This window comes from Streptomyces albiaxialis, assembly GCF_039530985.1.
GTDB lineage: Bacteria > Actinomycetota > Actinomycetes > Streptomycetales > Streptomycetaceae > Streptomyces > Streptomyces albiaxialis.
The window spans coordinates 380,721-400,723 of record NZ_BAAAPE010000016.1 but is presented as its reverse complement, the minus strand read 5'-3'; the positions used below and the strand labels follow the sequence as shown (position 1 = coordinate 400,723).

The 20,003-nt window shown below is 73.5% G+C and carries 19 protein-coding genes; 13 read left to right on the top strand and 6 right to left on the bottom strand.

All coding sequences use genetic code 11. From position 1 onward, the window contains the following. Positions 1 to 376 precede the first annotated feature (376 nt). Positions 377 to 781: a hypothetical protein gene (locus ABD343_RS33390; RefSeq protein ID WP_344533664.1), complete on the top strand. Its 405-nt coding sequence runs from the start codon at positions 377 to 379 to the stop codon at positions 779 to 781. Positions 782 to 790: 9 nt separating this feature from the next. Here ABD343_RS33390 and ABD343_RS33385 read toward each other — a convergent pair whose 3' ends face one another. Further along, the gene (locus ABD343_RS33385; protein WP_344533662.1) at positions 791 to 2,104 is read right to left on the bottom strand and encodes a phytase; all 1,314 of its coding nucleotides are present in this window, start codon (positions 2,102 to 2,104) and stop codon (positions 791 to 793) included. A 150-nt stretch (positions 2,105 to 2,254) separates the two neighbouring features. Further along, the gene (locus ABD343_RS33380; RefSeq protein ID WP_344533660.1) at positions 2,255 to 2,707 is read right to left on the bottom strand and encodes an Lrp/AsnC family transcriptional regulator; all 453 of its coding nucleotides are present in this window, start codon (positions 2,705 to 2,707) and stop codon (positions 2,255 to 2,257) included. A 110-nt stretch (positions 2,708 to 2,817) separates the two neighbouring features. Between ABD343_RS33380 and ABD343_RS33375 the strand changes: the two genes are divergently transcribed. Beyond that, the gene (locus tag ABD343_RS33375) at positions 2,818 to 3,768 is read left to right on the top strand and encodes an SMP-30/gluconolactonase/LRE family protein (protein WP_344533659.1); all 951 of its coding nucleotides are present in this window, start codon (positions 2,818 to 2,820) and stop codon (positions 3,766 to 3,768) included. A gap of 132 nt (positions 3,769 to 3,900) precedes the next feature. After that, complete coding sequence (locus tag ABD343_RS33370; protein WP_344533657.1) at positions 3,901 to 6,279, top strand: ATP-binding protein; 2,379 nt, start codon at positions 3,901 to 3,903, stop codon at positions 6,277 to 6,279. On the opposite strand, the gene ABD343_RS33365 is transcribed toward ABD343_RS33370, so the two are convergent. After that, the gene (locus tag ABD343_RS33365; protein ID WP_344533655.1) at positions 6,263 to 7,153 is read right to left on the bottom strand and encodes an SMI1/KNR4 family protein; all 891 of its coding nucleotides are present in this window, start codon (positions 7,151 to 7,153) and stop codon (positions 6,263 to 6,265) included. The two genes, ABD343_RS33370 and ABD343_RS33365, sit on opposite strands and share 17 nt — an antisense overlap. Positions 7,154 to 7,376: 223 nt before the next feature. Between ABD343_RS33365 and ABD343_RS33360 the strand changes: the two genes are divergently transcribed. Both ABD343_RS33360 and ABD343_RS33355 read left to right on the top strand, forming a co-directional pair. Beyond that, positions 7,377 to 8,126 carry an SDR family oxidoreductase gene (locus ABD343_RS33360; protein WP_344533653.1) on the top strand — a complete coding sequence of 250 codons (750 nt, stop codon included), beginning with the start codon at positions 7,377 to 7,379 and terminating at the stop codon, positions 8,124 to 8,126. Positions 8,127 to 8,147: 21 nt separating this feature from the next. Further along, on the top strand, positions 8,148 to 9,086 hold the full coding sequence (locus ABD343_RS33355) for a LysR family transcriptional regulator (protein WP_344533651.1): 939 nt from the start codon (positions 8,148 to 8,150) through the stop codon (positions 9,084 to 9,086). On the opposite strand, the gene ABD343_RS33350 is transcribed toward ABD343_RS33355, so the two are convergent. The 3 genes from ABD343_RS33350 to ABD343_RS33340 are packed head-to-tail and all read right to left on the bottom strand — an operon-like array spanning position 9,064 to position 12,876. Beyond that, entirely contained in the window at positions 9,064 to 10,419 is a 1,356-nt protein-coding gene (locus ABD343_RS33350; RefSeq protein WP_344533649.1) for an MFS transporter, read from the bottom strand. The genes ABD343_RS33355 and ABD343_RS33350 overlap by 23 nt on opposite strands. Continuing rightward, entirely contained in the window at positions 10,416 to 12,029 is a 1,614-nt protein-coding gene (locus tag ABD343_RS33345) for an acetate--CoA ligase (protein WP_344533647.1), read from the bottom strand. The genes ABD343_RS33350 and ABD343_RS33345 overlap by 4 nt, the downstream gene beginning before the upstream one ends. A 40-nt stretch (positions 12,030 to 12,069) precedes the next feature. Then, complete coding sequence (locus ABD343_RS33340; protein WP_344533645.1) at positions 12,070 to 12,876, bottom strand: enoyl-CoA hydratase/isomerase family protein; 807 nt, start codon at positions 12,874 to 12,876, stop codon at positions 12,070 to 12,072. A gap of 187 nt (positions 12,877 to 13,063) precedes the next feature. Between ABD343_RS33340 and ABD343_RS33335 the strand changes: the two genes are divergently transcribed. The 8 genes from ABD343_RS33335 to ABD343_RS33300 all read left to right on the top strand — a co-directional run bounded on the left by ABD343_RS33335 (position 13,064) and on the right by ABD343_RS33300 (position 19,998). Further along, a complete protein-coding gene (locus ABD343_RS33335; protein WP_344533644.1) occupies positions 13,064 to 13,993 on the top strand; it encodes a LysR family transcriptional regulator in 930 nt (309 codons plus the stop codon). A gap of 50 nt (positions 13,994 to 14,043) precedes the next feature. Then, positions 14,044 to 15,345, top strand: a complete 1,302-nt coding sequence (locus ABD343_RS33330; RefSeq protein ID WP_344533642.1) for a low temperature requirement protein A — start codon at positions 14,044 to 14,046, stop codon at positions 15,343 to 15,345. 94 nt (positions 15,346 to 15,439) lie between these two features. Next, positions 15,440 to 16,621: a chitinase gene (locus tag ABD343_RS33325; RefSeq protein WP_425578333.1), complete on the top strand. Its 1,182-nt coding sequence runs from the start codon at positions 15,440 to 15,442 to the stop codon at positions 16,619 to 16,621. A gap of 102 nt (positions 16,622 to 16,723) precedes the next feature. Further along, a complete protein-coding gene (locus tag ABD343_RS33320; RefSeq protein WP_344533640.1) occupies positions 16,724 to 16,960 on the top strand; it encodes a hypothetical protein in 237 nt (78 codons plus the stop codon). A gap of 69 nt (positions 16,961 to 17,029) precedes the next feature. Next, complete coding sequence (locus ABD343_RS33315; protein ID WP_344533884.1) at positions 17,030 to 17,863, top strand: class I SAM-dependent methyltransferase; 834 nt, start codon at positions 17,030 to 17,032, stop codon at positions 17,861 to 17,863. A gap of 43 nt (positions 17,864 to 17,906) precedes the next feature. After that, a complete protein-coding gene (locus ABD343_RS33310) occupies positions 17,907 to 18,710 on the top strand; it encodes a potassium channel family protein (RefSeq protein WP_344533638.1) in 804 nt (267 codons plus the stop codon). Between the two features lie 9 nt (positions 18,711 to 18,719). Further along, positions 18,720 to 19,103 (top strand): hypothetical protein, encoded by a 384-nt coding sequence (locus ABD343_RS33305; protein WP_344533636.1) that lies wholly within the window; start codon positions 18,720 to 18,722, stop codon positions 19,101 to 19,103. A gap of 85 nt (positions 19,104 to 19,188) precedes the next feature. Further along, positions 19,189 to 19,998, top strand: a complete 810-nt coding sequence (locus ABD343_RS33300) for an SAM-dependent methyltransferase (RefSeq protein ID WP_344533634.1) — start codon at positions 19,189 to 19,191, stop codon at positions 19,996 to 19,998. The last annotated feature ends 5 nt before the right edge of the window (positions 19,999 to 20,003 follow it).

The following is a 20,003-nucleotide window of genomic DNA, read 5'->3' as shown; positions in this document are numbered from 1 at the left end:
GGCGGGCGCGGAGGGGGCCAGCGCCTCCGCCGTCCCGCCGCCCAGGGCGCCGGTCGCGGCGACGGCGGCCGAGGCGGCGGTCACGGCCGCGAAGGACCGCCTGCTGGGACCCGCCTCGGACGCCGTTTTCATCTCGCTATCCTCAGTCATGTCCGGACCGTCCCATCCGGCTCGGCCGCCCGGAAGGGAAGCGTTCCCCACCCCACTCGTACGAGGTCAACGGGCAAGCGGGCGAGGCCACTTACCCACAGGGATGATCACCCGGGCCTTACACCTGACTCCACTCGTACGAGGGAGCGAGCGCATTCGCGCGGCGCGGCGCGGGCAGCGTGACGCCGCGACACGAAGCCCCCTACCCCCCACGAGAGGACCTTCCGTGCGCTCTTCCACCGCTCTGCGCCTCGCCGCCCTGACGCTCTCCCTCGGCCTGTCCGGGGCCCTGGCCCCCGCGGCTGCCGCCGCCCCGCCGCCGCCCGCCCCCGCGCCCGGCCCGGCCACACCCGGCCCGGCAGCGGCCGACTACTACTACGACTGCGACAACACCTTCGAGGCCGACCCCGACGCCAACGGCCCGGCGGAGTCGGTCTCGATCATGGGTGAGGGCTGCGTCGCGCGGCCCGGCGACTCCCCCGCCGAGGGCATCTACGTCGAGGACTGGGGCAGCCCCGAGGACTGGGTGTGCGCCCAGGTCGACCCGACGCCCGGCACGGGAATCATCGGCCACGGCTGCCGCGCCGTACCGAAGGACTCCCGGACCGCGGACGCACCGGCCCCCGTGTAGCCGGGAAGGTCAGTCGAGCGCCTTCAGGACGTCGCCGAGATCGACGAACTTGAAGCCCGTGGCGGCGCGTTCGCCGTCCTCAGGGGTGGCGTGGCCGTCCTGGACGACGAGGAGGCCGTGGGGATACCTCTTCCCCAGCGGCTCGTTGAGGACGGCCGCGCCGTCGCACTCCTCGGAGCCGTCGAGTTCCCCGGACGCGGCGGCCACCCGGAACCCGCCCTCGTACTCGTGGCCGTCTGACTCCTCCCGGTCGTAGGCGGCGAAGGTGTCGTCGCCCTGGCTGGAGGCCAGCAGATAGCCGTCGCCCTTGTCCTCCCCGTCCTCGGTGAGCAGGGTGAGGCCCTCGACGTCGGCGGCCACGTGCTCGCCCCCGTAACCGGGATCGTCGCCCGGCACGCACTCCTCGGTCCCCTCGTCGTACGTCCCCGGCACCCCGTACTCGCGGACCTTGTCCTGGAGCACGGGCTTCCCCGTGAGGTCCGCCTTCAGGCGCCAGATGCCGACGTCCTCCTGGCCCGCGTGGAGCGTGCCGCTCTCCGGGTCCACGACCATGCCCTCGACCTGCGGCTTCTCACCGGGCTCCGCACAGGGGGACCAGTCCTTGCCGTTCGGCAGCCGGAAGGTGTCGGGCAGCTTCAGCTCGCGGACCTTCTCGTATCCGACCTTGCCGCCCTCCGCCGCCTTCAGCTCCAGCAGCGCGAGGGTCGTGCGCTCGCGCTGGCTGACGAGCGCGTACGAGCGGCCGGACGCCTTGTCCTTCCAGGTGGCGAGGCCGTACGCGGTGCGCTGCTCGTTGACCTCGTCCTGGGACGAGGAGAAGATCCGGGGCGCGCCGTCCGCCGTGACATCGGTGAGCGGGGCGCCCGAACGGCCGCCGTCCACGCGGTAGAAGCGCAGTTTGTCGCTGCCCCGGTCGCTGGTGACGGCGAGGTCGGCGCCGCCGGAGGAGAGGCCGAAGCCGTGCACCAGGTCGACGTTGTTGAAGCGGCCGGGCGCGTCGTCGGGGCCCGGGGCCGGAGGCGCGGGGATCGACTGGACCTCCTTCGCGTCAAGGTCGTAGACGCGCAGGCCGCCCTGCTTCGCGGTGGCGACGACGAGGCTGCGGTCCGGGTCCGCCGGGTTCCGCCAGATCGCCGGGTCGTCGGCGTCGGCGTCGCCGCCCTCCGCGTCGTCGTAGAGCACGGGCGTCTCGGCGCGCGGGGTCACCTCGGGCAGCGCCCCGCTCTCGGCTCCGGCGGCGGGGGCCGAGGCGACGGCGCCGAGGACGGCGAGCGCGGCGGCGAGGACGGCGGTTCCGGGACGGCTTCCGCGGGACGCGGCCATGGAGGGCTCCTTCGTGTCGGGCTGACATGGTCACGTCGAAGCGTGGAGAAGGGGCGGCCCTCCGGTGACCGGACGGTGGACGTCACGTGGCCGAACGGCGCGCGGCGCGGGGCCAGTCGGGGATGGCCGCCCCCGACTGGCCCCGGGCGGTCACCCGGGGGCGCCGTCCCCCGGATCCACCGGGCGTTCGAAGAACGACTCCAGGACGACCACGGCCTCCGTGCCACTCACGCCCTCGATCGCGTGCAGCCGCCGCAGCACGTCCTGGAGCCCCTCCGTCGTGCCCGTCCGCACCTTCACCAGCACCGAGGCGCTGCCCGCCACGACGTGCGCCTCCAGCACCTCCGGCAGCGCGGCGAAGCGCTCCGCCGAATCGCCCATCCAGGACGTGGACTTCACGCTCACGTACGCGAGCACGCCGCGGCCCACCGCCGCCGGGTCCACCTCCACGGTGGTGCGCCGGATGACGCCGCGCTCTCGCAGCTTGCGCACGCGCTCGTGGGCGGCGGCCGACGACAGGCCGACGGCCTCGCCCAGCGCGGCGAAGGACCGCGTGGCGTCCTCCTGGAGCAGGGCGAGCAGTCGGCGGTCGATGTGATCCACGTATCACCACTTCCGTAGCAGGTTCGGCATATTCTCTGATCGACCATATCCCATACGGCCAACGCCACTTCATACCGGATGTTCTTCACCAGGAAGTCAGGAGAGCCGTCATGACCGTCCAGCAGACCCCGCTCTACGAGGAGTTCGACGAGCGCTTCCGCACCGGCCGCTGCTCGTTCGGCGACGCCGCGCTGGAGGTCCTCCACACCGGCTGCCGCTGGGCCGAGGGCCCCCTCTATGTGCCCGCGTGGCGGCAGGTCGTCTGGAGCGACATCCCCAACGACCGGATGCTGCGCTGGGACGAGGCCACCGGCGCCGTCGGCGTCTTCCGCTCCCCCGCCGGATACACGAACGGGCACACGCTCGACCGCGAGGGCCGGCTGATCTCCTGCGAGCAGGGCAACCGCCGTGTGACCCGCACCGAGCACGACGGCACGGTCACCGTGCTCGCCGACCGCTGGCAGGGCAAGCGGTTCAACAGCCCGAACGACTCGGCCGTACGGTCGGACGGCTCCGTCTGGTTCTCCGACCCGGACTTCGGCATCACCACCGACTACGAGGGCCATCGCGCGGAGAGCGAGATCGGCGCCTGCAACGTCTACCGGATCGACCCCGCCACCGGCGGCGTCACGCTCGTCGCCGACGGCTTCGGCGGCCCGAACGGGCTGGTCTTCTCGCCGGACGAGCGGCGGTTGTTCGTCTCCGACACGCGGGTGGGCCAGATCCGGGTCTTCGACGTCCGCGAGGACGGCACGCTCTCCGAGGGCGGCGTCTTCGCCGAGGCCGGGCCGAGGAGCGCGGCCGGGGCCCGGTTCGACAACATCCGGTTCGACGCGGACGGCCGCCTGTGGGCCGCCGCCATGGCGGACGGGGTGCACTGCTACGACCCGGACGGCACCCTCATCGGACGGCTGAACGTGCCCGAGGTGGTCTCCAACATCGCCTGGGCAGGCGCCAAGCGGAACCGGATCCTCATCACCGCCGAGACCACCCTCTACTCCGCCCTGCTGTCCGTCACGGGCACCCACCCCGCGGACCGCGCCCCGCGCCGCGTCGGCTGACCAGCCCGGACGCCGGGCAGGCGGCGTCCCGTACCCCGGTCGGCACCTAGAGTGCACAACCCATTACGCGTAGCCTATGGATACCCATTCGGGCACAGGGGCACAGGGCAGGCGGCAGAGGGCGAGCACGGGATGCGGCTGGGACACGCGAGAGAACGCGCCGGCGAACTCCCGATCGAGATCACGGGGTTCGTGGGCCGCTCGCAGGAGCTGCGGGAGATCGCCGCGCTGCTCGGCAAGGCGCGGCTGCTGTCGCTGACCGGGCCCGGCGGCGTGGGCAAGACCCGGCTCGCGCTGCGCGCGGCCCGCGCGGGGCTCCCCCGCCACCCCGACGGCGTGTGCTTCGTCGAGCTGTCGTCGCTGCGCGACCCGGTGCTGCTCCCGCACACCGTGGCCGCCGCGCTCGGCCTCTCCGAGCAGGGCGACCGGGACCCGATGGAGCAGCTCGCCGCGTATCTCGCGGAGAAGCGGCTGCTGCTCGTCCTCGACACCTGCGAACACCTGCTGGACGCCTGCGCGATGCACGTCGATCTGCTGCTGCGCATCGCGCCGGGCGTCACCGTGCTGGCGACGAGCCGTCAGCCGCTGGACGTGCCGGGCGAGTTCGTCTTCCCGATCACCCCGCTGCCGACCGACCACGAGGCCGTGCAGCTCTTCGCGGAGCGCGCGGCGGCCGTGGCGCCGGGCTTCGCCCTGACGGACGCGAACCGCGCGGACGTCACCGCCGTGTGCCGCTGGGTGGAGGGCATGCCGCTCGCGATCGAGCTGGCCGTCGTCCGGCTGCGGGCGCTGTCGCTGAGCGAGCTGGCGACCCGGCTCCAGGGCCGCCTCCAGGCGCTGACCGGGGGAAGACGCGCGGCCGTTCCCGGCCACCACCGCACGCTCCGGGCGACGATCGACTGGAGCCACGACCTGTGCTCGCCGCGCGAACAGACGCTGTGGCGGCGGCTGTCCGTGTTCGCCGGGGGCTTCGACGCCGAGTCCGCCGAGACCGTGTGCGGCGGCGGTGACCTGCCCGCCGAGGACGTGCTGGAGCAGCTCATCGGGCTCGTCGACAAGTCGGTCGTGCTGCGCACCGACGAGGAGCCCACGCGCTACCGGCTGCTGGACACCCTGCGGGAGTACGGCGCGGAGCGGCTCGCCGCGAGCGGCGAGGAGGACACGTACCGGCTCCAGCACCTCGCCTACTGCGAGCGGCTCGCCGAGCGCGCCGACGCGCCCTTCCACAGCGACGCGCAGCCCGCGCTGCTGACCGCCGTCGGCCGTCGCCTCCAGGACTTCCGGCTCGCCCTGGAGCACACCGTCGGCTCCGGCGACCCCGGACTCGCCCTGCGCGGGCTCGTCCTGGCGACCCGGCTGTGGACCCACTGGCTGACGGCGGGGCGCCTGCTGGAGGGCGCCCGCTGGCTCGGTGCCGCCCTGGAGGAGACGGGGCGGGACTGCCCCGAGCGGGTCGAGGCCCTGCACCGGCTGGCCTGGCTGCTGATGTGCCTGGGGCGGTACGAGGAGTCCGACGCCCGCGTCGGCCAGGCCCTGGAGGCGGCCGAGCGGATCGGGGACGAGCGCGGGGCCGCGTACGCGGTCCAGTACCGGGGCTGCCTCGCCATGTTCCGCGGGCGGCTCGCCGAGTGCCACCGCGACTTCGACGAGGCCCGCCGGCGCTTCCGGAAGCTCGGCGACCGGGACGGGCTGGCCATCGCCGCGTTCGAGCAGACCTTCGGCGCCGCCGTCGTCGGCGACGCCGCGCACGCCTGGGAGATCTCCGCCGAGGGCCTCGCCGTGCTGGACGAGGCGCCCCGCGAGTGCTGGACGCGCAGCTACTGCCTGCTGTACCGGCAGTTGGCGCTGTGGAAGGCCCGTACGCGGCACGGCGCGGAGCACGACCCGGCCGGGATGCGCGAGCGGCTGGGCGAGACCGTCCGCCTCAAGCACACCATCGACGACCGGCTCGGCCTGGGCATCGCCCTGGAGCTGCTGGCCTGGTACGCGGAGGAGGACGGGCGCCATGAGCGCGCCGCCGCGCTGCTGGGCGCGGCGCAGGCCATATGGGACCGGATCGGCTGCGCCATGTTCGGCGCCGAGGTCCTGCTGGTGGACCACCGCGCGGCGGTCGCGGCGGCACGCGCCGCGCTGGGCGACGCGGCGTACGAGCGCTGCCACGCGCGCGGGGCCGCGCTGGACACCGCCTCGGCGGTGACGTTCGCGGTGGAGGACCGCGACGCGCCGCCGCGCCCCGGCGCGCGGCAGGGCGCCGGGGACATCACGGGCGACGGCTCGCCGTACGCGCCGGGGAGGACGGCGCCCCGGGGCAGGGCGCGTGCGGCGGGGCGCACGGGCGGTTCGCTCACACGGCGCGAGCGGGAAGTGGCCGCGCTGGTCGCCGAGGGGCTCACCAACCGGGAGATCGCCGAGCGGCTCGTGGTCTCCAAGCGCACGGCGGACGCGCACGTCGAGCACATCCTGACGAAGCTGGGCCTCACCTCGCGCACCCAGATCACCGGCCTGGAGTGAGCTCTCCCCCGGACGGCGGCTCCCAGGCCGAGGTGCCGTGCACGGTGTTCATCGCGTGCACCGTGCACCCCATGCGGCCCAGCGCGTCCAGCACGGCCGTACGGGCGCGGGCGCTGTCGGCGGGCGGGAAGGCCACGCGGAGCTGGTGCCCGTAGGTCATCTCGTACGTCAGGAGCCAGCCGGTCCCCGTGACCGCGAAGTGGTCCTGGCGGGCGCCCTGGTGCTCGTAGGTGCCGCGGTCGGCGGTGGGGCCGAGGGCCTCGCGCAGGATCCGCAGCCGCTCGTCGTACGGCGGGACGTCGGGGCCCCCGGGCTCGTCGAGCCGGACGTAGACGTGGTCGTGCCGCACGGCCGGGTCGAAGTACGGGGGCAGCTCGTCGGCGGGGCCGAGGATGTCGGAGGTCAGGCGCCCGTCGAGCCAGCCGTCGAGGAAGGCGGCGGCGCCGCATCCGTACCGCTCGTAGTCGTCGTCGCGCGACCAGATCACAACCGGCCAGCTCTCGGGCGGGCCCTCCGTGAGCCAGCACAGCCGCCCGGCGGCCTCCGTCACGGCCCAGCCCAGCAGCCCGCCCGGCTCCGGCCAGAGCGGGTAGGGATACCGCTCGGGCCCCATGTCGCGCAACGGGCCGTAGTCGTCGAGCAGTTCGACCTCCAGCCGTACGGGATTGTCCGCGCCGCCGAACGGCGTGCACAGGCACAGCGCGCCGCAGAAGTCCCCGCGCCCGTACGTCTCCACGAGCCGCTTGTAGTCCCCGGGCAGCGCGGTCCCCGCGGCGCGCTCGGCCGCCGCCCAGTCCCCGGCGCCGTTCACGGCCTCGCGGGGCGGTGGCACACGGTCGGCGATACGGCGCAGGAGCGTCTCGTCGTCAGACATCGGCACAGCGTACGGCGGGGCGCGCGGGGCCGTTCACGCTCCCCCTTTCGGGGCGATCCCGTGGCGCCCGCGCGGCGGCGCCCCGGCCCGGACCTGCGGGTATCCACGGGCCTTGTGGGACCACCCGAAGTCTGTGTTGGGCAAGGCGCCCCGCACCTGCCTAGCCTCGGCGACAGGACCGGTGATCAAGCCGGTCACCAGCACGGATGTGAGGAGAGCCGTCATGGCCGAGCACACGCTGCAGGACAAGGTCGCGGTCGTCGCCGGGGGCGCGAAGAACCTCGGCGGGCTGATCAGCACGACGTTCGCCGAGTCCGGCGCGAAGGTCGTGGTGCACCACCACAGCTCCGGGGACGCCGCCGAGCAGACCGTCAAGGAGATCGAGGACGCGGGCGGCCAGGCCGTCGCCGTGCAGGGCGATCTGACGAGGGTCGCGGACGTGCGGCGGCTGTTCGACACCGCCGTCGACACCTTCGGCGGGGTGGACGTCGCCGTGAACACCACCGGGATGGTGCTGCGCAAGCCGATCCTGGAGACCTCCGAGGAAGAGTACGACCGCATGTTCGGGGTCAACGCGAAGGCCGCGTACTTCTTCCTCCAGGAGGCGGGGCGGAGGATCAACGACCACGGCAGGATCATCAGCCTCGGTACCTCGCTGCTGGCCGCCTTCACCGACGGCTACTCGACGTACGCCGGGGGCAAGGCGCCGCTGGAGCACTTCACGCGGGCCGCCGCCAAGGAGTTCGCCGACCGGCACATCTCCGTGAACCTCGTCGCGCCCGGGCCGATGGACACCCCGTTCTTCTACCCTCAGGAGACGCCGGAGCGCGTGGAGTTCCACAAGTCGCAGGCGCTCGGCAACCAGCTCACGCAGATCGAGGACATCGTGCCCGTGGTGCGGTTCCTGGCCACCGAGGGCTGGTGGTTCACGGGCCAGACCCTGTTCCCCAACGGCGGCTACACCACCCGCTGACCACACGAGACCGGGAGCCCCATGGGACTGGACCTGCACAAGCTCGGCCATCTGATCGCCGTGGCCGAGGAGGGCAGCCTCACCCGCGCGGCCGCCCGGCTGCACCTCTCCCAGCAGGCCCTCTCCACCTCCATCCGGGTCCTGGAGCGCGAGGTCGGGGTGGAGCTGCTGGACCGGGGCGGCGGCGGGGTCTCGCTGCTGCCCGCGGGGCGGGCCATGGTCGAGGACGCGCGGGTGCTGCGCGGCGTGGCGCGCGCGGCGCTGCGCCGTGCGCGCCGCGTGGGGCGCGGCGAGGCGGAGACGCTCCGCGTCGGGCACACCCCGTCCGTCACCGGCGAGGAGACCGCCGCGCTGCTGGCCCGCGTCGTCGAGGCCCACCCGGACGTCGCGACCGAGGTCCACCAGCGTTACCCGGACGAGCTGACCGCCGCGCTCCTCGGCGGCGAGCTGGACGCCGGACTGTGCCGGGGCATGCGGCCCGCGCCGGGCCTGGTCCGCACCACGCTGGACCAGCAGCGGCTGCACATCGCCGTCGCCGCGGGGCATCCGCTCGCCGGGCGCGAGCGGCTCTCGCTCCCGGACCTCGCGGACCAGCACTTCATGGTGTGGGGTCCGCCCGGCCGTTCCGGCTACACCGATCTGCTCGTCGAGCACTGCCGGGCCGCCGGGTTCGAGCCCCGCGTCGAGCGGACCCCGCGCCAGGGGACACCGCCGGTCACCGCCGTGATCGGCACGGACCGGCTCGCGTTCGTCACCACGCCCCCGGGCCCGGCCGCCGGGGGCAGGGTCCGCGTCCTCCCCCTCCACCCGCCGCTGCACGCCCCGCTCCACGCCCTGCACCTCCCGCACACCACCAGCCCGGCGCGGGACACGCTGCTGGCCGGCACGGTCGCCGGGGGCGCGGCCCGTGAGGACTTCCCGGACCGGACCGGCCCGGTCACTCCACGGTCGTCCGCGTGAGCGGCAGCCGCAGCGTCTCCCTGAAGGAGAAGAGGACGACCAGGGCCGAGACGATGGCAAGGCCCATGAGGTAGACGCCGGGGGCGAGGGGGCTGTCGGCGGCGGTGACGAGGCCGGTGGCGACGAAGGGGGCCGTGCCGCCGAAGAGCACGTACGCCGCCGTGTAGCCGAGCGCCGAGCCGCTGGCGCGGAGCTGGCCGGGGAACATCTCGACCATCGCCGGGACGTTCGACGTGCCGATCACCGCGACGCACACCGCGAGGACCGAGGTGCCCACCAGCGCGCCGGGCAGCCCGGTGCCGATCAGCCAGAAGACCGGCAGCGTGGTGACGGCGAAGCCGCCGCAGGCCGCCAGGAGCATCGGTCTGCGCCCGTAACGGTCGCTGGCCGCGGCCATGAACGGGCAGGCCACGCTGTACGCGAGCATGGCCACCAGGCCGACGAGCATGGCCTCCGACTTGGTGTAGCCGACCTCCTCGGACATGTAGGAGATCATGTAGCTGCTCATGAGGTAGTAGCCGACCGCGTTGGTGATGCTGTAGCCGAAGAGCGTCAGCACCTGGCGGCGGCAGACCCGCCACGCGTCCCGCAGCGGCGACTGCCGCACGGCCTCGCGCCGCTCCATCGCGCGGAAGACGGGCGTGTCCTCGATCCTGGTGCGCAGGTAGAGCCCGATCAGCCCGAGCGGCCCGGCGAGCAGGAACGGTACGCGCCAGCCCCAGCTCTCCAGCGCGCCCTCGGTCAGCGACGAGGTGATCACGAGCCCGGTCAGCGCGCCCGCGACCGAGGCGAGCCCGACGGTGAGCGGCACGACGCTCGCGTAACGGGCGCGGCGGCCCTCGGGGGCGTACTCCATGATGAACGCGGAGGCACCCGTGTACTCGCCGCCCGTCGAGAAGCCCTGCACGGCGCGGAGCAGGAAGAGCAGGACGGGCGCGGCGATGCCGATCGTGGCGTAGTTCGGCAGCAGGCCGATGAGCAGGGTCGAGCCGCTCATGCACAGCACGCTCAGGGCCAGCATCCGGTTGCGCCCGATCCGGTCGCCGTAGCGGCCGAAGAACGCGGCGCCGACGGGCCGGGCGATGAAGCCCCCGGCGAAGACGGCCCAGGTGGCGAGGAGCGCCGCGGTCTTGTCGTACTGCGGGAAGAACAGCCCCGCGATGGTGGCCGACATGATGGCGTACGCGCCGGAGTCGAACCACTCGACGAAGTTGCCGATGGCCGTCGCCAGGGCGACCTTGCGGCGCACGCGGGGCACGTCGGCGGGCTCGGCGGCGACGGGCGGAGCGTCCTGGGGCTCCGGCTCGCGCGGAAGGGTGCTGTCCGTCGTCACCTCGTCCCGTCCTTTCCTGACTCGCGGGCGGACTCGCGGGCACGCAGCGCGGCCCGCTGGATCTTCCCGGTGGCCGAGCGGGGCAGCTCGTCGGCGAACTCGATCAGCCGGGGGTAGGCGAACCGGGAGTGCGCGGCGCGCGCGTACTCCCGGATCTCGCGGGCCAGCTCCTCGCCCGGCTCGTGCCCGTCGGCCAGCTCGATCCAGGCCTTGACGGCCTGGCCGCGCACCGCGTCGGGGACGCCGACCACGCCGGCCTCGGCGACGGCGGGGTGACCGCGCAGCACGGCCTCCACTTCGTACGGTCCGACGCGGTAGCCGGAGGTCTTGATGACGTCGTCGGTGCGGCCGAGGAACCAGAAGTACCCGTCCTCGTCCCTGACGGCCTGGTCCTTGGTGCGGTACCAGGTTCCGCCGAAGGTCTCGGCGGTGGCCTCCGGCCGGTTCCAGTACCCCAGCGGGAACTGGGGGTTGGACCCGGTCCGCAGGCAGATCTCGCCCGGCTCGCCCACGGGTACCTCGCGGTCGTCCTCGTCCAGCAGCGCGACGTCCCAGCCGGGCAGGGGGCGCCCCATGGAGCCGGGCTTGACCGGCACACCGGGGAAGTTGCCCAGGAGCGGATACGACTCGGTGGAGCCGTAGTAGTCCAGCGGGGTCACGCCGAACTGCTCGCGGAACCACTCGATGAGGTCGGGCGTGAGCGGCTCGTTGGAGCAGCACACCACCCGCAGCGACTGCGGATACCGCGCCCCGGCGTCCGGGACGTCCTGCGCCATCTTACGCAGGAAAGTGGGGTTGACCAGGGCCGTTGTGACCTTGTTACGGGACATCGAGGCCAGCAGTCCGGCCGGGTCGAAGCCGCCGGCGGGACGGTAGACGAGGTGCGTGGCGCCCGCGCGCAGCGGGCCCATGAGCTTGGCCATGGACCAGGCCCAGTCCCCCGCGCCGTAGAACACGTCGCCGGGCCGCAGGTCGTGGCAGACCCGGAACTCGTTGTGCCCGAGCAGCGTGCGGTGGGCGTGCACGATGCCCTTGGCGGGGCCGGTCGTGCCGGAGGTGTAGAAGATCAGCGCCGGGTCGTCGGGGGACGTCGCGACGGTCTCGTACGCGGGCGGCAGCGCACCGATCGCCGGGTCGTCGACGTCGACGACAGTGCCCTCGTAGCCCTCCGTACGGCCGAGGGCCGCGCTCTCCGTGACGAGCACGGTCGCGCCGGAGTCGGCGAGCCGGTAGCGGATCGGCTCGTCCGCCCACAGCAGCGACATCGTGACCAGGACGGCGCCGGTGCGCAGCACGCCGAGGTACGTCGCCGGGGTGTCGGGGCGCTGCGGCAGCAGGACGGCCACGCGGTCGCCCTTGCGCACGCCGAGCGCGTGCAGATGGGCCGCGACCTGCCGCGAGCGGTCCTGGACCTGCTGCCAGCGGACCTCCTCGCGGTGCCCGGTGTGGTCCTCGAAGACGAGCGCGAGCGCGTCCCCGTCGTGCCGGTCGGCGACATCGGCGGCCATGTTGTACCGCTCGGGCACGCTCCACTGATGCTCGGCGACGAGCCGCCGGTACGCGGCCTCCTCGTCCGAACCCGTCTCTGCGGGCGTCACGCTGGTGGTCATGGGGGTCCTCCTGACGTACGGGCGCGGGTGCGGCGTGGGTTCAGCGGCGGCGGCCGGCGAGGAAGCGGGCCATTTCGCGTTGGGGCTCGCCCGTGGCGTAGGCGGCGGTGTGGACCTTCTTGGCCGCGTCGACGGCCTCGTCGAGGCCCGCGTCGTCCAGTTCGCGCAGCCGCCCCTTGGTCAGCGCGACCGCGCCGGGCGGGAGTTCGGCCAGGCGTACGGCCTCGGCGAGGGCCTCGCTCCTGACCTGGTCCTGGTCGACGAGGCGGGAGAGGAGGCCGAGCCGTTCGGCCTCGGTGCCGTCGACCAGGCGGCCGGTGAGGGCGAACTCGGTGGTCTTCGCCCGGCCGAGGATGCCGCGCATGGCCCAGATGCCGGTGATGCTGGGGATGCCGGAGAGCACCTCGGGCTGGCCCATGCGGACGCCCTCGTGGCCGATGCGCAGGTCGGCGAGGAGGGCGAACTGGAAGCCGGACCCGGCGGCGACCCCGTTGACGGCGGCGACGACGGGCTTGTCGAGCCCGCGCACCGTACGGAAGAGGCGGCCGAAGTCGTCGATCCACGCCTCGGCCGCGGCGTGGTCGTCCGGGTCGATCGCGGCGGTCTCGGCGAGGTCCTGCCCGGCGCAGAACGCGCGCCCGGCGCCGGTGAGCACGACGGCGCGGCACCGGTCGTCGGCGCCCGCCTCGTCGAGCGCGGCGACGAGCCGGTCCCGCATCCCGGCGGTCCAGGCGTTGAGCTTGTCGGGCCGGTTGAGCGTCACCTCGGCGACATGGACGCCCTCGGTGGCGGGGACGGGGTGCCGGGTCACGAGGACGGTGCTGGTGTCGGTGCTGGTGTCGGTCACGAGCGGGCCTTTCTGTACGGGCGCAGGGCAGGGCCACGGCAGGGGTGTGTGCCGCTGCGGAGAAGGGGGGTTACGGGAAGATGAGCGCTCGCGGGCTTCCCGTGGGCAGCCATGCAAACAGCCGGGCGTGTGAGCTGGCTAACACCAATCGGGACTGCCCGCGATATCGCAGCGATATGGTGCGCGCATGGAGCTGCGTCACCTGCGCTATTTCGCCGTCCTGGCCGAGGAACTGCACTTCGGCAGGGCCGCGGCACGGCTGCACATGGCGCAGCCGCCGCTGTCCCAGCGCATCCGGGACCTGGAGAACGAGCTGGGCGTGCGGCTCTTCGACCGCACCCGTCCCCGGGTCCAGCTCACCGAGGCGGGCGCGCTGCTCCTGGAGCACGTACGGCCCGTACTGGCCGGGGTGGACGGCGCGCGCGAGGCGATGCGCCGGGTACGGCCCGGGGAGGCGGGCGTGCTGCGCGTGGGCGTACCGCCGGACACGGGTCCGCCGGTGCTGCCGACGCTGACGGCGGGCTTCGCGCGGCGCGTGCCGGACGTGCTGATCGACCTGCACGAGCTGACGACGGACGAGCAGTTGGTCCGGCTGCGCGAGGGCGAGCTGGACGCGGGCGTGGTCCGGCACCCCGCCGACACGGTCGGCCTGGAGTCGGGCCCGGTGGCGCGGCGCGAGCTGGGCGTGGTCCTGCGGGCCGACCATCCGGCCGCGCGGGACGGCGGGCCGCTGCGGCTGCGGGACCTCGACGGGGCCGCGCTGGTGATCTTCCCGCGCGCCATGGCGCCCCGGCTCTACGACCACATGCTGCTGATCTGCCGCGACGAGGGGCTGCTGCCGGGCTCCATCCGGCACGCGCGCAACCCGCACTTCGTGCACGGGCTGGTCCTCGCGGGACGCGGCGTGCACCTCAACGAGCCCCCGGCGACGCCGCTCCCGGACGGGCTGGTCTGGCGCCCGCTGGAGGGCGCGGCGCTGGCGTGGCAGACCTCGGTGGTGTGGGTGCCGACGCGGCACAACGAGGCGGTCTCCGCGTTCGCCGAGGCCGTGTCGGAGGGCCTGGCCGCCGCCGGGCACCGCCTGGTGGGGGCGGGCGTGGAGGCTCGGCCACGCTGACGGTCCCGCGCTGACGGCTCGGCACCGCGGCCTCGGGCATCATGCTGCGCATGAACGACTCCGCGCACGAAGTCCGCCAGAGCAGGCTGCGCCGCCGGCTGGTGCCGATGACCGGCCGGGATCCGGAGGAGCGCGGGCGGGTCGCCTCCCCGCTGGAGCTGCTGTTCGACCTGACCTTCGTCGTCGCCGTCGGCACCGCCGCCTCCCACTTCGCCGAGCTGCTCGCCGAGGGGCACCCCTGGCGGGCCCTCGCGGCGTTCACGCTGGCGATGTTCGCGATCAGCGTCGCGTGGATCAGCTTCACCTGGTTCGCCTCCGCGTTCGCCACGGACGACTGGCTCTACCGCGTGCTGACGATGGTGCAGATGACCGGCGTCGTGGTCTTTGCGCTCGGCCTCCCGGCGATGTACCACTCCGTCGCGGAGGGCGGAGCGCACCTCGACGTGCGGGTGATGGTGGTCGGGTACGTCATCATGCGCGTCGCGATGGTCCTCCAGTGGTGGCGCGCGGCGCGGGAGTCGCCCGCGTTCCACGCGGTGGGGCTGGCGGGCATCCGCTGGACCGTGCTCATCCAGATCGGCTGGGTCGTGGTGGCCTTCACCCATCCGCCGCTCCCCGTGATGGTCCCCGCCCTCGCCGCTCTCGCGATCCTGGAACTGCTGCTGGCCCCGCTCACCCAGGGCGGCGCGGGCGGTACGCCCTGGCATCCGCACCATGTCGCCGAGCGGTACAGCCTCTTCGCGATCATCACCCTCGGCGAGGGCGTCGTCGGCACCGTCGCCTCCTCGGGCGGCCTGCTCGGCGGCGAGGACGGGACGCGGTGGACGGGGAACGCGATCGCCGTCGTCGTCGCCGGGGTCGGGCTGACGTTCGGCATGTGGTGGGTCTACTTCGCCACGCCCTTCGGCGACCTGCTCATCCACCGCCGCTCACGCGGCTATCTGTTCGGCTACGGGCACATCCTGCTCTTCCTCGGCATCGCGGGCGCGGGCGCGGGGCTCCATGTGGCGGGGCTCGCGCTCGAACACCACGCGGAGATCGGCAACACGTCCGTCGTCCTGTGGCTGGCGCTCCCGGTCGGCCTCTATCTGCTGATGGTCTATCTGCTGCACACGCTGCTGCTGTCCGCAGCGGACCGCTTCCACCTGCTCCTGATCTCCCTGACGCTCGCCGTCCTGGCCGCCGCCGTGCTGCTCGCCGCGGCCGGTGTGGCGATCGCGGTGTGCCTGCTCGTGGTGATGCTGGCCCCGTTCGTCACCGTCGTCGGCTACGAGACGGTCGGGCACGAGCACCAGCGGCGGATGCTGGAGGCACTGGAGACCGGGGGGACCCGGGGAACTCGGGGGACGTAACGGCGGTTCGTGCGCGACACCTTGACAGCGGTATTGGTCTGGACCAGCTTGTGGGTGTCCCGCACTCCCCGCCCCCACCCCACCGGAGGCAGTCGTGGCACCCCTTCCCGCGCCCCGCTCCCGTGCCCGTACGTCCAGACCCAGGCTGCGCGCCGCGGGCGCCGCGCTCGCGCTGCTGGCGTCCGCGCTGCTCGCGGCCCCGGCCGCCGCGTCCGTCGCTTCCGCCGCGTCCGCCGCGGACTCCGCGCCGCCGAGGGCCGCCGCGCTCCCCGAGCACGCGCTCGTCGGCTATCTGCACACGAGCTTCGCCAACGGCTCCGGCTACACCCGGCTCGCCGACACCCCGGACAGTTGGGACGTCATCGACCTCGCCTTCGGCGAGCCGACCTCCGCCACCTCCGGCGACATCCGCTTCGGCCTGTGTCCCAAGTCGGAGTGCCCGAACGTCGAGACGAAGGACGAGTTCAAGGCCGCCGTCAAGGCCAAGCAGGCACAGGGCAAGAAGGTCCTGATCTCCATCGGCGGCCAGAACGGCCAGGTCCGGCTCACCACGGCGCAGGCCCGCGACACGTTCGTCGCCTCTGTCTCCAAGATCATCGACGAGTACGGCCTCGACGGCCTCGACGTCGACTTCGAGGGCCACTCGCTCTCCCTCGACTCCGGGGACACCGACTTCAAGAACCCCAGGACCCCGGTCATCGTGAACCTGATCTCGGCCCTGAAGACCCTCAAGGCCAAGTACGGCTCCGGCTTCACCTTGACCATGGCGCCCGAGACGTTCTTCGTGCAGCTCGGCTACCAGAACTACGGCCCCGGCCAGTGGGGCGGCGACCCCCGCGCGGGCGCGTACCTGCCCGTCATCCACGCCCTGCGCGACGACCTGACGCTGCTGCACGTCCAGGACTACAACTCCGGCCCGATCATGGGCCTCGACAATCAGTACCACCAGATGGGCGGCGCCGACTTCCACATCGCCATGACCGACATGCTGCTCACCGGCTTCCCGGTCAAGGGCGACACCGCCAGCGTCTTCCCGCCACTGCCCCCGGAGAAGATCGCCATCGGCATGCCCGCCTCCCCGCAGGCGGGCAACGGCCACGTGCCGCCCTCCGAGGTCAACAAGTCCCTCGACTGCCTGACGAAGGGCACCAACTGCGGCTCGTACAAGCCGCACGGCACCTGGCCGAAGCTGCGCGGCCTGATGACCTGGTCCATCAACTGGGACCGCTTCAACAACGGCGAGTTCTCCAAGAACTTCGACGCCTACTTCGGCTGACCCCCGCGCACGTACGCGGCACGTTGCGCCGACCGGATGCAGCGGGGGCGAACCGCCCGGCACAGCCTTGCGGGCGCCCCCGCCGCTCTGGAGCATGCGCCCATGGCACATTGCGAGGTTTGCGGCAACGACTACGACCTGGCCTTCTACATCGAGACCCAGGACGGGGCCCGGCACGTCTTCGACTCCTTCTCGTGCGCGATCCACCGTATGGCGCCGATCTGCGAGCACTGCCGGGTCCAGATCATCGGGCAGGGCGTCGAGGCCGACGGCCACTGGTACTGCGGGGCGCACTGCGCCAGGGCCGAACGGAGGGAAGGCATCGTGGACCGGGTCTGACGAGGAGCGCAATTCTCAGGAAGCGCCACGCCCGCTCCCCCGTCTACGGTCGTCCGCGTGGAGACCGACATGGACGGGACGGCGGTACGGGTCGCCCTGTGGCGGGCCCTGCACACGCTGGTCGACCCGCCGCCGCACGTGTTCACCGACGAGACCGGGCTGCGGCTCGCGGGCCCGGAGGACGGCTGGCGCGAGCGGGACGACATGGACCCGGACGGCACCCGGACGTTCCGCGCGGGCGTCGTGGCGCGGGCGCGCTTCGTGGAGGACCTGCTGGCCGAGCGCGCCGCGGCGGGCGTCGGCCAGTACGTGCTGCTGGGCGCCGGGCTCGACACCTTCGTGCAGCGCCGTCCCGCTCTCGCCGCCCGCCTCCGGGTGTTCGAGGCCGACCGGCCGGGCGCCGTGGAGTGGAAGCGCCGCAGGCTGACCGAGCTGGGGTACGGCGTGCCCGAGGGGCTGCGGCTGGTGCCGGTCGACTTCGAGGCGGGCGCGTCCTGGCCGAAGCGGCTGGTGGAGGCCGGTTTCGCGGCGGACGGCCCCGCCGTGGTGGCCTCGCTGGGCGTCAGCATGTACCTCTCGGAGGAGGCCAACGCCGCCACCCTGCGCGACATGGCCGCGCTCGCGCCCGGCTCGACCGCCGTCATGACCTTCCAGCTCCCGCTGCCGCTGGTGGACGAGGCCGACCGCGCGCCGCGCGCGTACGCGGAGCGCGGGGCCCGTGCCAACGGCACGCCGTTCATCAGCTTCTTCGCCCCGGACGAGATGCTCGCCATGGCCCGCGAGGCCGGGTTCGCCGACGTGCGGCACGTGTCGGCGACGCAGCTCAACGGCCGGTACTTCGCGGGCCGGACGGACGGGCTCCGGATGTCCACGGGCGAGGACCTGCTGGTGGCGACCGTCTGACCGTCCGCCGGAGCGGCTCGCCGCGCTCCATAGGATGCCCGCCATGGAGCGTGACAACGGCACCGACCCCACCCCGGAAGCGGCGCGCGAGCGCTGGGAGCGCCGCACCGAGGTGCCCCTGCTGTGGCTCGCGGGCCTGTTCGCGCTGGCCTACGCGGCGCCCATCCTGCTGCCCGACTCCCCGCGCTGGGTACGGAACGCCTGCCGCGGCGTCGAGTGGGGCGTGTGGGGCACGTACGCGCTCGACTACTTCGTCCGGCTCGCGCTGTCCCGGCGCCGCTGGCTCTTCGTACGGCGGCATCCGTTCGCGCTGCTCGCGGTCGCGCTGCCGATGGTGCAGCCGCTGCGGCTGCTCCGGCTGGTGGCCGCGCTGCTGCTGGTGGGGCAGCGGGCCCGGCTGGCCTCGCAGATCCGGGTGACCACGTATGTGGCGGGGGCCTGTGTCGCGCTGCTGATGTTCGGCTCGCTGGCCGTGCTGGAGGTCGAGCGCGGCCAGCCGGGATCCACGATCCACTCGACGGGCGACGCCCTGTGGTGGGCGTTCACCACCATGACGACGGTCGGATACGGCGACACCGCGCCGGTCACCGGGCCGGGGCGGGTGCTGGCCGTCGGGCTGATGCTCTCCGGGATCGCCCTGCTCGGTGTGGTGACGGCCAACATCGCGGCCTGGTTCATCGCCCACTTCGACCGCGACGACGAGGAGATCGAGCGGCAGACGGTCGCGATCACCGCGCTCACCGAGGAGGTACGGCAGCTCCGCGCGCAGGTCGCCGAGTTGAGCGCGCACCGGGCCGGGCACGTCCCCCGGCCAGGGGGCGAACACCCGGCGGGCGACGCGTCGTAGGCTGCCGGGATGACCCGCAGCGAGAAGAGGATCCGGCGCCTCGTCGTCGGCGAGGAGACCTTCCTCTGGTCGGTACGGCACTCCCACCGCCGGGACGAGCAGGGGCGGAACGTCGACTGCGCCGAGACACTCACGCTCCGGCGGCACGGTGCGCGGGGGCGGCTGCGGCTCGTCTTCCGGGACCGGCCCGGCAAGCTCGTACCGGACGGGTACCCGATGTTCTCGGGCGCGGTCGGCACCGTCGACGGGCCGCTGCTGAACCTGCACGAGCCCGGCACCGTGCGGGCCGCGCTGGACGAGGCGCTGGCGCGCGGCTGGGACCCCGACGAGCCCTCGGGGCTGGAGCTGGACGGCTGGGCGGTCTTCGAGGCGGTGGCGGCCCGCCGCGCCTGAGCTCTTCCCAGGTCGGACGGCCTGCCCGCGCGGCCGACGGCGCCTATGGTGGGTGGGACCAGCCGACGCGAGGTGGGAGCGGAGCATGACGGAGGGGCCCGAGAAGACGGACAAGGCCGCCAGGATCGACACCACGGTGGCGCACTCGGCGCGTATCTGGGACTACTGGACCGGGGGCAAGGACTACTACGAGGTCGACCGGGAGGCCGGCGACCGGATCCTGGCCGTCTTCCCCGACATGGCCGTACTCGCCCGCGTAGGGCGGCACTTCATCGGGCGCACGGTGCGCTATCTCGCCGAAGAGGCGGGCATCCGGCAGTTCCTCGACATCGGTACGGGCCTGCCCACCGTCGACAACACGCACGAGGTCGCCCAGCGCGTGGCCCCCGAGTCCCGCATCGTCTACACCGACAACGACCCCCTGGTGCTGGCCCACGCGCACGCCCTGCTCACGAGCACGCCCGAGGGCGCGACGGCGTATGTCGAGGCCGACGTGGAGCAGCCGGAGAGGATCCTGGAGGCCGCCGCCCGGACCCTGGACCTGGACCGGCCGGTGGCGGTGATGCTGATGGGGATCCTCGCGCACGTGTCCGACTACGACGAGGCCCGTTCCATCGTGCGGCGCCTGATGGACGCGCTGCCCTCCGGCAGCTATCTCGCGGTGCGGGACGGGACGAACACCGACCCGCGTTACGTGAAGGCCCTGGAGGGCTACAACCGCAGCGGCGCCGTGCCGTACCACCCGCGCAGCCCGGAGCAGGTGGCCGGATTCCTCGACGGCCTGGAGATCGTCGAGCCCGGCGTCGTGCCCTGCCCCCAGTGGCGCCCGGAGGCCCCCGACATGGAGACCCGGAAGGTCGTCGCCCTGTACGGCGGGGTGGGCCGCAAGCCGTAGGAGGG

Excerpts from the sequence above, each read along its gene's own strand:
- ABD343_RS33385 (WP_344533662.1), bottom strand. The coding sequence starts at position 2,104 with ATGGCCGCGTCCCGCGGAAGCCGTCCCGGAACCGCCGTCCTCGCCGCC.
- ABD343_RS33375 (WP_344533659.1), top strand. The coding sequence starts at position 2,818 with ATGACCGTCCAGCAGACCCCGCTCTACGAGGAGTTCGACGAGCGCTTC.
- ABD343_RS33370 (WP_344533657.1), top strand. The coding sequence starts at position 3,901 with ATGCGGCTGGGACACGCGAGAGAACGCGCCGGCGAACTCCCGATCGAG.
- ABD343_RS33365 (WP_344533655.1), bottom strand. The coding sequence starts at position 7,153 with ATGTCTGACGACGAGACGCTCCTGCGCCGTATCGCCGACCGTGTGCCA.
- ABD343_RS33360 (WP_344533653.1), top strand. The coding sequence starts at position 7,377 with ATGGCCGAGCACACGCTGCAGGACAAGGTCGCGGTCGTCGCCGGGGGC.
- ABD343_RS33355 (WP_344533651.1), top strand. The coding sequence starts at position 8,148 with ATGGGACTGGACCTGCACAAGCTCGGCCATCTGATCGCCGTGGCCGAG.
- ABD343_RS33345 (WP_344533647.1), bottom strand. The coding sequence starts at position 12,029 with ATGACCACCAGCGTGACGCCCGCAGAGACGGGTTCGGACGAGGAGGCC.
- ABD343_RS33335 (WP_344533644.1), top strand. The coding sequence starts at position 13,064 with ATGGAGCTGCGTCACCTGCGCTATTTCGCCGTCCTGGCCGAGGAACTG.
- ABD343_RS33330 (WP_344533642.1), top strand. The coding sequence starts at position 14,044 with ATGAACGACTCCGCGCACGAAGTCCGCCAGAGCAGGCTGCGCCGCCGG.
- ABD343_RS33320 (WP_344533640.1), top strand. The coding sequence starts at position 16,724 with ATGGCACATTGCGAGGTTTGCGGCAACGACTACGACCTGGCCTTCTAC.
- ABD343_RS33315 (WP_344533884.1), top strand. The coding sequence starts at position 17,030 with ATGGACGGGACGGCGGTACGGGTCGCCCTGTGGCGGGCCCTGCACACG.
- ABD343_RS33310 (WP_344533638.1), top strand. The coding sequence starts at position 17,907 with ATGGAGCGTGACAACGGCACCGACCCCACCCCGGAAGCGGCGCGCGAG.
- ABD343_RS33305 (WP_344533636.1), top strand. The coding sequence starts at position 18,720 with ATGACCCGCAGCGAGAAGAGGATCCGGCGCCTCGTCGTCGGCGAGGAG.
- ABD343_RS33300 (WP_344533634.1), top strand. The coding sequence starts at position 19,189 with ATGACGGAGGGGCCCGAGAAGACGGACAAGGCCGCCAGGATCGACACC.